The organism is Micrococcus sp. 63XJN7_8_ISO-PGPR-S23-253, from assembly GCF_056173425.1.
This window is the reverse complement of record NZ_CM149673.1, coordinates 928,244-943,656: the sequence shown is the minus strand read 5'-3', so window position 1 is coordinate 943,656 and position 15,413 is coordinate 928,244. Positions and strand designations below refer to the sequence as shown.

Annotated in this window: 14 protein-coding genes; all 14 read right to left on the bottom strand. The window is 73.5% G+C overall.

From position 1 onward, the window contains the following. Positions 1–39 precede the first annotated feature (39 nt). Complete coding sequence (gene nrdR, locus AC0VX4_RS04400) at positions 40–534, bottom strand: transcriptional regulator NrdR (protein ID WP_144823930.1); 495 nt, start codon at positions 532–534, stop codon at positions 40–42. Positions 535–577: 43 nt separating this feature from the next. Continuing rightward, positions 578–4,174: a DNA polymerase III subunit alpha gene (gene dnaE / locus AC0VX4_RS04395; protein ID WP_144823929.1), complete on the bottom strand. Its 3,597-nt coding sequence runs from the start codon at positions 4,172–4,174 to the stop codon at positions 578–580. A 107-nt stretch (positions 4,175–4,281) separates the two neighbouring features. Beyond that, positions 4,282–5,244 (bottom strand): RluA family pseudouridine synthase, encoded by a 963-nt coding sequence (locus tag AC0VX4_RS04390; protein WP_095694680.1) that lies wholly within the window; start codon positions 5,242–5,244, stop codon positions 4,282–4,284. 4 nt (positions 5,245–5,248) lie between these two features. Beyond that, positions 5,249–5,719, bottom strand: coding sequence for a signal peptidase II (gene lspA, locus AC0VX4_RS04385; protein WP_144823928.1), 471 nt, complete (start codon positions 5,717–5,719; stop codon positions 5,249–5,251). Between the two features lie 56 nt (positions 5,720–5,775). Beyond that, on the bottom strand, positions 5,776–6,375 hold the full coding sequence (locus AC0VX4_RS04380; protein ID WP_144823927.1) for a DivIVA domain-containing protein: 600 nt from the start codon (positions 6,373–6,375) through the stop codon (positions 5,776–5,778). A 139-nt stretch (positions 6,376–6,514) separates the two neighbouring features. Then, positions 6,515–6,811, bottom strand: coding sequence for a YggT family protein (locus tag AC0VX4_RS04375; protein ID WP_002855852.1), 297 nt, complete (start codon positions 6,809–6,811; stop codon positions 6,515–6,517). Between the two features lie 7 nt (positions 6,812–6,818). Continuing rightward, positions 6,819–7,451: a cell division protein SepF gene (locus AC0VX4_RS04370; RefSeq protein WP_060774653.1), complete on the bottom strand. Its 633-nt coding sequence runs from the start codon at positions 7,449–7,451 to the stop codon at positions 6,819–6,821. A gap of 110 nt (positions 7,452–7,561) precedes the next feature. Next, positions 7,562–8,350, bottom strand: a complete 789-nt coding sequence (locus tag AC0VX4_RS04365; protein ID WP_136940919.1) for a YggS family pyridoxal phosphate-dependent enzyme — start codon at positions 8,348–8,350, stop codon at positions 7,562–7,564. Then, positions 8,347–9,168: a purine nucleoside phosphorylase YfiH/LACC1 family protein gene (locus AC0VX4_RS04360; protein WP_144823926.1), complete on the bottom strand. Its 822-nt coding sequence runs from the start codon at positions 9,166–9,168 to the stop codon at positions 8,347–8,349. The genes AC0VX4_RS04365 and AC0VX4_RS04360 overlap by 4 nt, the downstream gene beginning before the upstream one ends. Next, the gene (ftsZ, locus tag AC0VX4_RS04355; RefSeq protein WP_060774656.1) at positions 9,165–10,382 is read right to left on the bottom strand and encodes a cell division protein FtsZ; all 1,218 of its coding nucleotides are present in this window, start codon (positions 10,380–10,382) and stop codon (positions 9,165–9,167) included. Before ftsZ ends, AC0VX4_RS04360 begins: the two co-directional genes overlap by 4 nt. A 317-nt stretch (positions 10,383–10,699) precedes the next feature. After that, positions 10,700–11,428, bottom strand: a complete 729-nt coding sequence (locus AC0VX4_RS04350; RefSeq protein ID WP_060774681.1) for a cell division protein FtsQ/DivIB — start codon at positions 11,426–11,428, stop codon at positions 10,700–10,702. 53 nt (positions 11,429–11,481) lie between these two features. After that, the gene (gene murC / locus AC0VX4_RS04345) at positions 11,482–12,969 is read right to left on the bottom strand and encodes a UDP-N-acetylmuramate--L-alanine ligase (protein ID WP_144823925.1); all 1,488 of its coding nucleotides are present in this window, start codon (positions 12,967–12,969) and stop codon (positions 11,482–11,484) included. After that, complete coding sequence (murG, locus tag AC0VX4_RS04340) at positions 12,966–14,096, bottom strand: undecaprenyldiphospho-muramoylpentapeptide beta-N-acetylglucosaminyltransferase (protein WP_144823924.1); 1,131 nt, start codon at positions 14,094–14,096, stop codon at positions 12,966–12,968. Before murG ends, murC begins: the two co-directional genes overlap by 4 nt. Beyond that, on the bottom strand, positions 14,093–15,385 hold the full coding sequence (ftsW, locus tag AC0VX4_RS04335; protein ID WP_049158969.1) for a putative lipid II flippase FtsW: 1,293 nt from the start codon (positions 15,383–15,385) through the stop codon (positions 14,093–14,095). Before ftsW ends, murG begins: the two co-directional genes overlap by 4 nt. Positions 15,386–15,413: the final 28 nt, after the last annotated feature.

Sequence of the window (15,413 nt, the reverse complement as noted above, 5' to 3'; positions counted from 1 at the left end):
TGCCCCGTCGATCCCGGCGGCGCCGTCGCATCGGCCCGGTCAGCGGGTGAACAGCCGCGGCTGCACGGCGGGACGGCCGCGGTCGTCCCCGTCACCGGCCCGGAGCTCCGCGATGGCCTCCTCGAAGTCGTTGAGGGACTCGAAGTCCCGGTAGACGGAGGCGAAGCGCAGGAAGGCCACCTGGTCGAGACGGCGCAGCGGATCGAGGATGGCCAGGCCGACGTCGTGGGCGTCCACCTCGGCATTGCCCGTGGCGCGGACCGTCTCCTCGACCTCCTGGGCGAGCATGGCCAGGTCGTCGCTCGTCACCGGCCGCCCCTGGCACGCCTTCCGGACGCCGTTGATCACCTTGGAGCGGTCGAACGGCTCCGCCACCCCGGAGCGCTTGACGACGGTCAGGGCGGTGGTCTCCATGGTGGTGAACCGCTTGCCGCAGGCCTGACACTGCCGACGCCGGCGGATGGCGGAGCCGTCGTCGAGGGAGCGCGAGTCGACCACGCGCGAGTCCTCATGGCGGCAGAACGGGCAGTGCATCAGCTCTCTCCTCCTGGGCGGGGCACTCCCATGCTACGTCCGCTCAGCCGAGGCAGGCCGGACCCAGCAGGATCTTGAGGTCGCCGAACAGCGCCGGGTTCGGGCTCACTCGGAACTGCGGGCCCAGCTGGAATTCCTGCGTGGCACGCTGGCCCACCAGGGACAGCCGCACCTCCGAGGAGCCCTCGTGGGTGCGCAGCACGTCCGCCAGCTGGCCCATGACCTGCTCCGTGGCCTTGAACGCCGGCAGCGTGATCCGCACGGGGCCGCCGGGGCCGTCCGAGAGCTCCGGGATGGTCAGCTCCATCGCGGACAGGGACACCGACCCGTCGTCCCGGCGCTGGACCCTGCCCTTGACGGCGACGACGAGGTCCTCGGCCAGCATCATCGCGATGGGCGCGTACACCTGGCCGAAGAACATGACGTCCATCGAGCCGCCGAGGTCCTCGATCTCGCAGCGCGCGTACGCGTTGCCCGAGGACTTGGCGATGCGGCGCTCGAGCGTGGTGATCAGGCCCGCGATGGTGACGATCGCGCCGTCGGCGGGCCCGTCGTCGTCGAGGACGCGGGTGATCTGGACGTCGGCGTGCTGGGCCAGGACGCCGTCGAGGCCCTGCAGCGGATGGTCGGACACGTACAGGCCCAGCATCTCGCGCTCGAACGCGAGCTTCTCCTTCTTGGCCCACTCCGGCAGGTCCGGGACCGCGACGCCGTCCGCGGCGTCGGAGTCGTCCGCCTCGCCGCCGCCGAGCGCGAACAGGTCGAAGGTGAACTCGCCGTGGTCCTCCTTGCGCTTCTGCGCCACGGTGGCGTCCACGGCCTCCTCGTGCACGGCCAGCAGGGCGCGGCGGGCGTAGCCGAGGGAGTCGAAGGCGCCGGCCTTGATCATGGACTCGATGGTGCGCTTGTTGCACACCACGAGCGGCACCTTCGCCAGGAAGTCGCCGAAGCCCGTGTACGAGCCCTTGTCCTCGCGCCCCTGGACCATGCCCTTGACCACGTTGGCGCCCACGTTGCGGACGGCGCCCATGCCGAAGCGGATGTCCCGGCCGACGGGGGTGAAGGTCAGGTGGGACTCGTTCACGTCCGGGGGCAGCACGGTGATGCCCATGTGGCGGCACTCGTTGAGGTACATGGCCAGCTTGTCCTTGTCGTCGCCCACCGAGGTGAGCAGCGCGGCCATGTACTCCGCCGGGTAGTGCGCCTTGAGGTAGGCCGTCCAGTAGGAGACCAGGCCGTAGGCGGCCGAGTGCGCCTTGTTGAACGCGTAGTCCGAGAAGGGCAGCAGGATGTCCCACAGGGCCTTCACCGCGGCCTCCGAGTAGCCGCGGTCCAGCATGCCCTGGTGGAACGCCTCGTACTGCTTGTCCAGCTCCGACTTCTTCTTCTTGCCCATCGCGCGGCGCAGGATGTCGGCCTGGCCGAGCGAGTAGCCCGCCACCTTCTGGGCGATCGCCATGACCTGCTCCTGATACACGATCAGGCCGTAGGTGGTGTCCAGGATCTCCCGCAGCGGCTCCTCCAGCTCGGGGTGGATCGGGGTGATCTCCTGCTGCCCGTTCTTGCGCAGCGCGTAGTTGGTGTGCGAGTTCGCGCCCATGGGGCCGGGGCGGTACAGGGCGATGGTCGCCGAGATGTCCTCGAAGTTGTCCGGGCGCATCATCTTCAGCAGCGAGCGCATGGGACCGCCGTCGAGCTGGAACACGCCGAGGGTGTCGCCGCGGGCCAGCAGCTCGTAGGCCGCCGGGTCGTCCACGTCGAGGGTCTCCAGGTCCAGGTCCACACCCTGGTTCGCCTTCACGTTCTCGAGCGCGTCCGAGATGATCGTGAGGTTGCGCAGCCCCAGGAAGTCCATCTTGATCAGACCCAGGGACTCCGCCATCGGGTAGTCGAACTGGGTGATGACCTGGCCGTCCTGGAGACGGCGCATGATCGGGATGACGTCGATCACCGGCGCCGAGGACATGATCACTCCGGCCGCGTGCACGCCCCACTGCCGCTTCAGGCCCTCGAGGCCCTTGGCGGTCTCGAAGACCTCCTTCGCCACCGGGTCCGTCGCGATCAGCTCGCGGAAGGGCGCGGCCTCCCCGTAGCGCGGGGCCGCGGGGTCCTCGATGTCCTTGAGCGGGATGTCCTTGGCCATCACCGCCGGCGGCAACGCCTTGGTGAGGGACTCGCCCATCGAGAAGGGCTGGTCCATCACGCGGGCCGAGTCCTTCAGGGCCTGCTTGGTCTTGATGGTCCCGTACGTGACGATCATGGTGACGCGCTCGTCGCCGTACTTGCGGGTGACGTAGTCGATCACCTCGGAGCGACGGCGGTCGTCGAAGTCGACGTCGAAGTCGGGCATGGACACGCGGTCCGGGTTGAGGAACCGCTCGAAGATCAGCCCGTGCTTGAGCGGGTCCAGGTCCGTGATGCGCAGCGCGTACGCCACCATCGATCCGGCGCCCGAGCCGCGGCCCGGGCCCACCCGGATGCCGTTCTCCTTGGCCCAGTTGATGAAGTCGGCCACCACGAGGAAGTACCCGGGGAAGCCCATCGAGATGATGACGTCCAGCTCGTAGTCCGCCTGCTTGCGCACGTGGTCCGGCACGCCGTCCGGGTAGCGGTACGCCAGGCCGGAGGCGACCTCCTTGATGAGCCAGCTGGTCTCGTCCTCGCCCTCCGGCGTGGGGAAGACCGGCATGTAGTTGGCCTTCGTGTCGAACTCGACCTCGCACCGCTCGGCGATGAGCAGCGTGTTGTCGCAGGCCTCGGGCAGCTCAGCGAACAGCTCGCGCATCTGCCGCGGGGACTTCAGGTAGTACTCGGTGCCGGAGAACGCGAAGCGGGAGCCGCCCTGGTCGTAGCTGGGCTCGTTGAGCTTCGAGCCCGACTGCAGGGCCAGCAGCGCCTCGTGCGCCTTGGCGTCGTGCTCGTGGGTGTAGTGCAGGTCGTTCGTGGCCACGAACGGCAGGCCCAGGTCCTTGGCGAGCCGGCGCAGGTCCGTCATCACCCGGCGCTCGATGTCGAGGCCGTGGTGCATGATCTCGCAGTAGTAGTTGTCCTTGCCGAAGATGTCCCGGAAGTCCGAGGCCGCCTGCATCGCCTCCCGGTACTGGCCCAGGCGCAGGCGCGTCTGCACCTCGCCGGAGGGGCAGCCCGTGGTGGCGATCAGGCCCTTCGAGTACTGGCTCAGCAGCTCCCGGTCCAGCCGCGGCCACTTGGCGTACACCGAGTCCAGCGAGGCGATCGAGCCCATCCGGAACAGGTTGTGCATCCCCTCGGTGGTCTCGCTCAGCAGCGTCATGTGCGTGTAGGCACCGCCGCCGGACACGTCGTCCCCCCGCTGGTGGGGCTCGCCCCAGCGGGTCTTCTCCTTGTCCGTGCGGTGCTGATGCCCGGGGGCCACGTAGGCCTCGAGCCCGATGATCGGCTTGACGCCCGCCGCCTTCGCCTTGGACCAGAAGTCGTAGGCGCCGAAGAGGTAGCCGTGGTCCGTGATGGCCAGCGAGTCCATGCCCAGCCGCTGGGCCTCGGCGAACAGGTCGTCCAGCTTCGCGGCGCCGTCGAGCATGGAGTACTCGGTGTGCGTGTGCAGATGGACGAAGCCGCCGTCCTTCACGGCGTCGGGGCGGGCGTCGGCGGACACGGTCATGCGGGGTGGGCCTTTCGACGGGGAGGACGGCGGGGCCGCACCAGCCTACTCGTGGTGCCCGGGCGGCGGGGCCGGACCGGGACGGGGGTCACGTCGACGGCGCCGGGTCAGTCCTCGTCGCCGCGCAGCGCCGCCAGGGCGTGGGCGAGGTCGTCCGGATACGGGGAGGTGATCGTCACCGGCTCCCCCGTGACCGGGTGTGGGAACGCCAGCCGGTGGGCGTGCAGCCACTGCCGCGTGAGCCCGAGCTCGGCCGCCAGGCGCGGATCCGCCCCGTACGTGAGGTCGCCGACGCACGGGTGGCGCAGCGCCGAGGTGTGCACGCGGATCTGGTGGGTGCGCCCGGTCTCCAGGTGGACCTCGAGCAGGGTGGCCCGGCCGAACACCTCGAGCGTCTCGTAGTGGGTCACGGACGGCCGGCCGTCGTCGAGCACCGCGAACTTCCAGTGGTGGCCGGGATGCCGCCCGATGGGCGCGTCCACGGTGCCGCTCAGCGGGTCCGGGATGCCCTGGACCACGGCGTGGTAGACCTTCTCCGGCACGCGCTCGCGGAACTGGTCCTTCATGGCCGTGTAGGCGCGCTCGGTCTTGGCCACGACCATGACCCCGGTGGTGCCGACGTCGAGCCGGTGCACGATCCCCTGGCGCTCAGGGGCGCCCGAGGTGGTGATGTCGTAGCCGAGGGCGGCCAGGGCGCCCACCACGGTGGGCCCGACCCAGCCGGGCGAGGGGTGCGCGGCCACGCCGGTGGGCTTGTCCACGGCCACCAGGTCCTCGTCCTCGTACAGGATGCTCAGCGCGTCCACGCGCTCTGCCCTCACTTCCAGGGGGTCGGGGTCGTCGGGGACGTCGACGGCGAGGGTCTCCCCCGCCACGGCCTTCGCGGACTTGGCCAGGACGCGGTCCCGGCGTCCGGAGCGCGACTCGGCCCGCACCAGGCCCCGGGAGAACCAGTCCGCCAGCAGCGAGCGGGAGACGCCGAACGCGTCGGCGAGCACCGCGTCGACCCGCCGGCCCGCCTCGGCCTCGGTGACCTCGAGCCGTTCGGTCAGTCCCGGTCTCATGCCCATGTCCTCACGCCTCCCGTGTGCCGTCCAGGCGGCGGCCGGTCATCACGAGCAGGGCGACGCCGATGACGGAGCAGACGATGAACGAGTCCGCCACGTTGAAGATCGCGAAGTGCGGCACGGAGATCATGTCGACCACGTGGCCGCGCCCGAACGCCGGGGGCCGGAACAGCCGGTCCGTGAGGTTGCCGAGCACGCCGCCGGCGAGCCCGCCCAGCGCCAGGGCCCACGGCGTCGAGCGCACGCGGGCGATCCCGACGAGGGCGGCCACCGCCACCACGGCTTGGATGACGGTGAACACCCAGGTGTGGTCCTCGCCGATGGAGAACGCCGCGCCCGGGTTCAGGATGTAGTGCCAGCGCAGCACCCCGGGGATCACCGCGACGGAGTCCCCCAGCTGCATCGTGCTCTCGACCGCGTACTTGGTCAGCTGGTCGAGGGCGTAGGCCAGCACCGCCAGGAGGAGGGCGGTGAGCACGGCTCGCCGGCCCGCGCGAGGGGATCGCGGGGCCGACGTGGCGTCGACGGCTCGGCTCACGCCGTGGGCATGGGGGGCTCGACGCGCTTCTGGGCGCGGATCTCGCGCAGCTGGCCCTCGATGTAGGAGGTGAGGCGGCTGCGGTAGTCGGTCTCGAAGCTGCGCAGCTGTTCGACCTCGCCCTCCAGGCCGGCCTTCTCCTCGGCCAGGGCCTCGAGGGTGCGGGCCTTCTGCTCCTCGGCGTCGCTGACGAGCCGGGCCGCGGTGGCCTCGGCCTCGGCGACGAGCTCAGTGCTGCGCTGCTCGCCTGCGGCGACGTGCTCGTCGTGCAGCCGCTGGGCCATGGCCAGGACGCCGGCGGCGGAGGTCGCGGCCGCGTCGGCGGCCTCGGGGGCGGCGGCCGGGGCCGGCTCCTCGACGGGGGACGGCGTCGCGGCGGCCTCCGGGGTGTCCGCAGCGGGGGCGGCGGCCGGGGCGGCGCCGCCGGCGCGCAGCTCCGCGTTCTCGGACTCGAGCTGCTCGTTGAGGGCGATCAGGCGCTTGAACTCCGCCACGATCTCGTCGAGGAAGTCATCCACCTCGGTCTGGTCGTAGCCCTCGCGGAACTTCGTGGGCTGGAACTGCTTGTTGACCACGTCTTCCCAGGACAGCGCCATGGAACCGTCTCGCTCTCTGCTCGGTGCTCTAGGACGGCCGGGCGGCCCGGCGCGTCGGCGGTCGGCGCGCCGGTGAGGGGCGGCGCCGACCCTGCCGCGAAGACTACCACCGGGGCCGACAGCCGCCCCGGGCCGCGGGTCAGGCCACGCCGGCCAGGCTCACCACCAGGACCCGCAGCAGGACGACGCCGAGGAACACGATGAGGAAGGCCACGTCCAGGCCGATGCCGCCCAGGTTCACCGGCGGCACGGCACGACGCACGGGGCGCAGCAACGGATCGGTGGCCCCGTACACGCCGCTGGCCAGCACGAGGGCCGCCCCGGTGGGGCGCCAGTGGCGGGCGAACGACTGGGTGACGTCCAGGACGATCCGCACGGTCAGCGCCGCGAGCACCACCGTCAGGGCGATGTAGGCGAGGGCGAGGAGCAGCTGCATGGGCGCCTCAGTCGCCGTCGAACGGGGAGTCGGCCTCGCCGGACTCGCCCTGCTCGGCGCCGACGACGTCCACGGTGGCCGGGGTCAGCAGGAACACCTTGCTGGTGATGCGGGAGATCGAGCCGTGCAGGCCGAAGACGAGGCCGGCCGCGAAGTCCACGAGGCGCTTGGCCTCGTTCTCACCGAGGTCGGTGACGTTCATGATCACGGGGACGCCGGAGCGGAAGGACTCGCCGATCGCCTTCGCGTCGTTGTAGGAGCGGGGATGGACGGTGGACAGGGTGTGCACGGAGGCTCCTTCGGCAGACGACGCTGCGGCTCGCTTGATGGGGGTCACCGGGGCCCGGTAGCCCGGGTCGACCGGCTCGGGACGCGCCGGACGCCGGGGTTCGACGGGATCGGCCGCGGTGGAGCCGGACGGGGTCACGGGCTCCGGCCGCTCGGCCGGCTCGGGATCGCGGACCGCAGCCGGGCGGACGGCCTCCATGTGGGGGTCGGTGTCCGGCTCCGCGGGGCGGCGCGCCTCGACGACCTCGTGTCGGGGCGCGGTCTCCCGCTCGGCGGCACGCGGCTGCTCGTCGTACTCGTCGCCGTCGGCCAGGCCGAGGTAGATCATCGTCTTCTTCAGGGCGCCAGCCATGAGTCTTCCTTCACCACGTCCTCCGGCCCCGGGGGCCGCCGTCGTTCGTCGTCGGTGCGCGTGCGTCCGCGCGGTCCTGTCGCGTCCCGCCGGGACGCGCGGGGTCAACGTTAGCCCACCGCGTCCCGGGCCCCCAGAACGTCGGAGCCGATGCGCACCTGTGTCGCCCCGGCGCGCACGGCCGCCTCGAGGTCCGCGCTCATCCCCATGGACAGCGTGGTGGCCTCCGGATGCGTCTGCCGCAGGCCCGCGCCGAGCGCGGCGAGCCGGCGGAACGCGTCCTCCGGGTCCAGGCCGCGCGGCGCCACGCACATCAGCCCGCCCAGCCGCAGGCCCGGCAGGCCTGCGATGACGTCCGCGAGGGCGGGGACGTCCTCGGGACGGGCGCCGCCGCGCGGGCCGATCCCCTCGGGGCGGTCCTCGTCGGCGCGGTCGTCGACGTCCACCTGCACGAGGCACTCCAGGTCGGGGATCGCGGCCTCGGGCTCGCGCTCGCGCCGCAGCAGGAGCGCTCGCGAGAGCGCCTCGGCCAGTTCGGGTCGGTCCACCGACTCCACCACGGACGCGTAGCGCACCACGTACTTGGCCTTGTTGGTCTGCAGCTGGCCCACGAAGTGCCAGCGCGGGGCGTCCGCCCCCAGGGCCGCGGCGACGGCCTCGGCCTTGGGCCGGGCCTCCTGGTCGCGGTTCTCCCCCACGTCGGTCACGCCGAGCGCGGCGAGGCGCACGACGTCCTCGGCGGGGTGGGTCTTGGTCACGACGACGAGCGCGGGCTCCGCCTCGCGCCCGGCGTCCCGCGCGGCGTCGGCGATGCGGGCGCGCACCGCGGCGAGCGCGTCGGCGATCTCCCGGGCGCGGGGATCCGTCGGGGTCGGCCCGGCGGTGGCGGGGGCGGTCATGCCTCTCCTCTCGGGGTGGTGGCGTCGGGGTCGGTGCGCCAGACGAGGCCGGCGAACCGGCCCTCACCGGGCGCCCGGCGGTGCGAGAACAGGCGTTCGTCCTCGCGCGTGCACACGTCGATCGTCGCGGTGGTCACCCCGCGGGCGCGGAGGACCTGTGCGGCGCCGGCGGGCAGGTCGAGGGCGGGGGTGCCCCAGGACGTGGTGGCCGCGGTCGCCGGGAGGCGGGCGGCGGCCTCGGCACGCATGGCGGCGGGCACCTCGTAGCAGCGGCCGCACACGCCGGGACCGATCCAGGCGCGCAGGCCGGGACCGGTCCGGTCGGTCTCCGGGCGCAGGGAGAGCAGACGATCGACGGTCGCCTCCAGGACGCCGTCCAGCAGCCCGCGCCGCCCGGCGTGGGCCACGGCGGTCGCGCCGGTCGTCTCGTCGACGAAGACCACGGGGAGGCAGTCGGCCACCATGACGGCCAGCGGCCGGGACCCGTCGCGGCTCACGGCGGCGTCGGCCACGGGGGCCGGGGCACCGCCGCGCCCGGGTCCGTCCGCCCACACGACGTCGGCCGAGTGGACCTGGTCCAAATAGAGCGTCGCGTCCTCGGGAACCCCCATCACGCGCTCCAGGGCGCGACGGGCGGCGCTGACGCGAGCGAGCCCCTCGGCCTCGTCCGGCGGGACCACGTGCAGCGCGAGGTTGCCGGCGGCCACGGACGTCCAGGCCACGTGCACGGCGCCCGTCGCGGTGCGGACGGTCTCGCGGTGCACGAAGGGGCCGGCGGGGACCCGTACGGTCCCGGCCGGCCCCTCCGCGGCCGTCACTTGAGGAAGTCCGGGACGTCCAGGTCCGAGGACCCGGCGCCGAGGTCCGGCTCCACCACGGTGGGCAGGTCCTGCTGGCGGCGCGGCTGCTGCTCCTGCGGGGCCAGCGGCACGGTGCCGCGCACGGCGGGACGCTCGGCCTGCTGCGGCTGGGCCGGGGCGGGCTGCGGCTGGGCGGGGACGGGCTGCGGCTGCGTGGGGGCCGCGGCCCGCTGCGGGGCCGCCTGCTGCTGCACGGCCTGCGGGGCGGCCGGGGCGGAGGTGACGTCCACCTTGTCGAAGCCCGCGGCGATCACGGTCACGCGCACCTCGTCGCCGAGGGCGTCGTCGATGACCGCGCCGAAGATGATGTTGGCCTCCGGGTGGGCGACCTCCTGGACCAGGCGCGCGGCCTCGTTGATCTCGAAGAGGCCGAGGTCGGAGCCGCCCTGGATGGAGAGCAGCACGCCGTACGCGCCGTCGATGGAGGCCTCGAGCAGCGGCGAGGCGATCGCCAGCTCGGCCGCCTTGACGGCGCGGTCCTCGCCCTGCGCGTGGCCGATGCCCATGAGCGCGGAGCCCGCGCCCTGCATCACGGACTTCACGTCCGCGAAGTCGAGGTTGATCAGGCCCGGGGTGGTGATCAGGTCGGTGATGCCCTGCACGCCGGAGAGGAGCACCTGGTCCGCCTGACGGAAGGCGTCCATGACCGAGACGTTGCGGTCCGAGATGGACAGCAGGCGGTCGTTCGGGATCACGATGAGGGTGTCGACCTCGTCCCGCAGGGCGTCGATGCCCGCCTCGGCGGAGCCGGCGCGACGGCGGCCCTCGAACGTGAACGGGCGGGTCACGACGCCGATGGTCAGGGCGCCGAGCGAGCGCGCAATGCGGGCCACGACGGGCGCCCCGCCGGTGCCGGTGCCGCCGCCCTCGCCCGCGGTCACGAACACCATGTCCGCGCCCCGCAGGACCTCCTCGATCTCCTCCGCGTGGTCCTCGGCGGCCTGGCGGCCCACCTCGGGGTTCGCGCCCGCGCCGAGTCCACGGGTGAGCTCGCGGCCCACGTCCAGCTTCACGTCCGCGTCCGACATCAGCAGCGCCTGGGCGTCCGTGTTGATGGCGATGAACTCCACGCCGCGGAGCCCCACCTCGATCATGCGGTTCACGGCGTTCACGCCGCCGCCGCCGATGCCGACGACCTTGATGACGGCCAGGTAGTTCTGGGGTGCAGCCACGGTGTTGGTTCCCTTTGTTCGAGATCTCGAGAGGTCAGCGCGAGGCACAACGCCCCGGTGATCGGCGGCCACCCGGGGTGGACACCTTCAAGCACAGCGTGAAGCGAGCCTCGCGCGCGTTCGGGTCCACCGTACTGGGAGGCCCGCGTCACGTGCAAAAGAAAACGGCGTGTCCACGCGGAAAAGACGGCCTCCGCATCAACCTTCACGTGAGACTCGAAGGACCAGCCGCCGCGGTGATGGCACCCGGACTCGCGCGAGGCCCCGCGCCCCGACCTTCACCTTCACGTTCTACTGGAGACTCCTGTGGCCCCGGTTCAGCGCGTGATCGGCCGCGTGGGCACGGAGACGTCGATCTCGGCGACGCCACCCTCCGCGGACCCGTGCCGCTCGTCCGCCAGGAACGCCTCGGCCACGGACCCCTTGAGGCCGGCGTCCTGCGCGTCGCCCCAGACCAGGGTCACCCCGCCCTCGAGCGCCAGACGGACCTGGCCCGGGCCCCGGGAGTCGGCCGTCTCGACACGATCCGCCACGGACTCCGGCAGGGCGGCCAGCACCTCGGCCACCTCGGCGCGCTCCTCCTGCGCCCGCTGCGGCAGCTCCTCCGAGAACGCGGGGAGGTCCTCGCCCTCGAGCCGTTCCTCCGGCACTCCCGTCAGGACGGTGCCGTCCGCGAGCAGCAGCTGCACGCCGTCGTCGCCGTCCCGCCGGGCCCGCGCCTCGTGCTCCCGGACCGCGACCTCCAGGCCGGTGGGCAGGCGGGGCACGGTCTGGACCTCGGCCACTCCGGGCAGACCACCGACCAGCTCGTCCACACGGCCGGCGCCGACGCGGGACAGCGGCACGCCGTACACGGGCTCCAGGCGCTCCTGGACGTCGGTGGCGGAGACATGGCGGGTGCCGGTGACCTCGACGCGGTCCACCGCGAGCACGGGCGAGAAGAACACGACCCAGCCCAGGACGGTCAGCACCGCGAGCACCCCGGCCGCCACACCCCAGCGCGTGGCGCGGCGCCGGCGCGCGGTGCGGCCCGGGAATCGGACCACGGTGGAGGCGTCGGCCCCGGCCGGAGCGACCGGCGGCGTCCCGCGGCCGAGCTTCACGGGTGGGCGACGCCGGGCGCCGCGTCCCGGCCGAGCTCGGCCAGCAGGTCCGGGCCCAGGGTGGTCACGTCCCCCGCGCCCATCGTCAGGACGACGTCGCCGGCCGTGGCGCCCGCCGCGAGCGAGCGCACCGCCTCGGCGCGGTCCTCGGCGACGACACGGTCCTCGGCGGCGCCCGTGGTGAGGCGGGAGGCGATGAGGGACGAGTCGACGCCGGGCATCGGCTCCTCCCGAGCCGCGTACACGGGCAGCACGCGCACCGCGTCCGCCCCGGAGAGGGCGGCGGCGAACTCGGCGGCGAAGTCCCGGGTGCGGGAGAACAGGTGGGGCTGGAACAGGACGTGCACGCGGGCGTCGCCGGCCACGGCACGGCCGGCGGAGACCGCGGCGGTCACCTCCGTGGGATGGTGCGCGTAGTCGTCGAAGACCCGCACGCCGCGCGCGGCGCCGCGGAACTCGAAGCGGCGGGCCGTGCCCCGGAAGGCCTCGACGCCCCGCACGGCGGCCTCGAAGGCCATGCCCGCCCGGACGGCGGCCAGGACCACGGCGGCGGCGTTCAGCGCGTTGTGCCGGCCGGGCACCTGCAGGTGCAGGGTGCGCTCCGGTCCGTCCGCCATCCGGAACGTGGCGCGCTGGCCCACTCCGGTCTCGCCCGGCTCCACCGCGAGGTCGGTGACCAGCAGGTCCGGCGTCACGCCGTCGCGGGGCGCCGTGCCGTAGGTCACGACGTCGGCGGCCGCGTGGTCCCGGGCCCACGCGGCCAGGTCCGCCGCGCCGGCGTCGTCGAGGCAGGTCACGAGGACCCCGCCCTGGGCGGCGGCCGGCAGCCCGCCCGCGAAGTCCCGGAAGACCTGGTGCACCGCCTCCTCGGTCCCGTAGTGGTCCAGGTGGTCGGCCTCCACGGTCGTGACGATCCCGATCGTGCTCGGGTAGTTCACCAGGGTGCCGTCGGACTCGTCGGCCTCCGCGATGAACCACTCGCCCCGGCCCGCCCGGGCGTTGGTGCCGAGCCCGGCGACGGCGGCGCCGACGGCGAACGTGGGGTCCCAGCCGGCGTCGGAGAAGGCCATGGCGGCCATGGAGGACGTGGTGGTCTTCCCGTGCGTGCCGGCGACGGCCAGCACCCGGTGGCCGCGCATGGCCAGGGCGAGGCCCTCGGAACGGTGCAGCACGCGCAGTCCGCGCGCCACGGCGGCGTCGTGCTCCGGGTTGCCCGGCCCGGCGATCGAGGAGGCGATCACCGTGGTGACGTCCTCGCCCAGGTGCGCGGCGTCGTAGCCGACCGTGATCCGGGCGCCGCCCGCGGCGAGCTCGCGCATCACGGGCAGGTCCTTCGCGTCGGAGCCGGACACCGCGACGCCCTGCTCCTGGAGGATGCGGGCGACCCCCGACACGCCGACACCGCCGATCCCCAGCAGGTGCACGCGGCCCAGGTCGGCGAAGCGGCCCTCGGCCGCGGGACGGCTGCTCTCGTCGCGGCTCATCGCCGGGCTCCTTCCTGGGCGGCCGAGCGCACGAGGCCGGCCATGGTGACGTCCGCGTCCCGGACGCCGAAGCGGGCGGCCGCCTCCCCCATGCGCGCGAGACGCTCGGGGTCGGTCGCCAGCGGGATCAGCTGACGCTGCACCCACGCGCGCCCGAAGGCGTCGTCGCGGACGAGCAGCGCACCCTCCGCCTCCACCACGGGGCGGGCGTTGAGCGCCTGCTCGCCGTTGCCGATGGGCAGGGGGACGTAGACGGCGGGCAGGCCGACCGCGGACACCTCGCAGACCGTGCCGGCGCCCGAGCGGGCGACGATCAGGTCGGCGGCGGCGTAGGCCTGCTCCATGCCCACCAGGTACTCCCGCTGGACGTAGCCGTCCCGGACCAGCAGGCTGCCGTCGTCCTCGGTGAGGGCCTTGTCCCGCCCGGTCAGGTGGAACACCTGCAGACCGGCTTCGAGGAGGTCGCCCAGCGCGGCGCGCACGGTGCGGTTCACGGCCAGCGCGCCCGAGCTGCCGCCGGTCACCACGACGGTGGTCCGGTCCGGGTCGAGGCCGAGGGCCTCGCGGGCGGCACGGCCGGCGGCCGCCCGGTCCAGGCCGGAGATCTCGGGGCGCATCGGCATGCCCACCCAGCGGGCGCCGCGGAGGCGGGTGTCCGGCAGGGCGGTGCCGACGTGCGTGGCCCGCAGGGCCCCGATGCGGTTGGCCAGGCCGGGGCGCGCGTTGGCCTCGTGGACCACCACGGGCACGCCGGCCCGGAACGCGGCGAGGTACACGGGGGTGGCGACGTAGCCGCCCACGCCCACGACGACGTCGGCGCGCCGGTCCCGCAGGATCCGGGCCGCGGTCGCGACCGCGGCGCGCATGCGGGCCGGGAAGCGGACGACGTCCATCGACGGGCGGCGCGGCATCGGGACCCGGTCGATCAGGTCGAGCTCGTAGCCCGCCTCGGGGACGAGACGCGTCTCCATGCCGGAGGCGGTGCCGACCATGGTGCACTCGACGGGACCGCCGCCGTCGTCCTCCAGGGCGCGGGCGATCGCGAGCATCGGGGAGATGTGGCCGGCGGTGCCGCCGCCGGCCAGCACCACCCGCAGGGGTCCGGAGGGATGAGAGGTCTGCGTCATCGGGGCTCCTGGAGGGCGGGGGTGGGGATCACGGGGAGGGGGTCGGTGTCCGGCTCGTCCGCCTGCGGGCGGGCGTCCGGCTGGACGGCACGGCGGCGCTCGTGGCGGGCGAAGGCCAGCACGATGCCGACCGCGCTCAAGGACAGGGTGAGCGCGGAACCACCATAGGAGATGAAGGGCAGCGGGACGCCCACCACGGGGATGATCCCGGAGACCATCGCGATGTTGACGGCCGCCTGGCCCACCAGCCAGGCCAGGATCCCCCACGTGGAGAGGCGGATGAACGTGGACGTGGTCCCGGCGGCGACGCGGTAGATGCCGATCGCCAGGCCGAGGTAGGCCAGCAGCACCACCAGCGTGCCCACGAGCCCGAGCTCCTCGCCGAGGATGGTGAAGATGAAGTCGTTCTCGGCCTCCGGGATGTAGCTCCACTTCTGGCGGGACTGGCCGAGGCCCGCGCCCCACCAGCCGCCCGAGGCCAGGGCGTACATCCCGTGCGCCGGCTGGAAGCAGGGGTCGGTGGCGTCGGAGCAGTCCCCCATCCAGGCCTGCACCCGGACCATGCGGTGCGGGGCCAGGAGGGTCAGGGCCAGGATGCCCAGCACGCTCAGCGCCAGGAAGGTGAGGAAGACCCCCCAGTGGGTGCCGGCCACGTACAGCACCGTGGCCAGCACGATCGCGAGGATGATCGCGGTCCCGAGGTCGCTGCCCGCCATCACCAGGCCCAGCAGGAGCAGGCCGCCGGGCAGCACCGGGATCAGTGCGTGCCGCACCTGGGTGACGAGGCGGTGCTTGCGCTCCAGGACCGCCGCCGCCCACAGGGCCAGGGCGAGCTTGGCGGCCTCGGAGGGCTGCATCCGGAACCCGCCGATGCCCAGCCAGTTGCGATTGCCGCCCACGGTGACGCCGAGCGGGGAGAACGCGACCAGCGCGAGCAGGATCACGGCCACGCCGAACGCCGGCCAGGCCATCGCCTTGAGGACGCGCACCGGCAGGCGCGAGAACACGAGCAGGGCCGCCACGCCCGCCACCGCCCAGGCGCTCTGGCGCAGGAACAGCGCGTACGAGCCGCCGCCGGTGCCGATCGCCTCGACGGAGGACGAGGAGAGCACCATGACGAGGCCCAGCACGGTCAGCAGGGCGGTGCAGCCGCTGATGAGCAGGACCGACAGGTCGAGGGCGCGGCGGCCCTCGAGGACCCGCCACATCCGGCGCAGGAGCCGCTCCCGGTGCTCGGGGGCGTCGTCGTCCGCGCGGGGACGGACCGGGCGGAGCTCGATCGGGGACATGGCCCTCCTCACGGGGGAAGCGAGACGG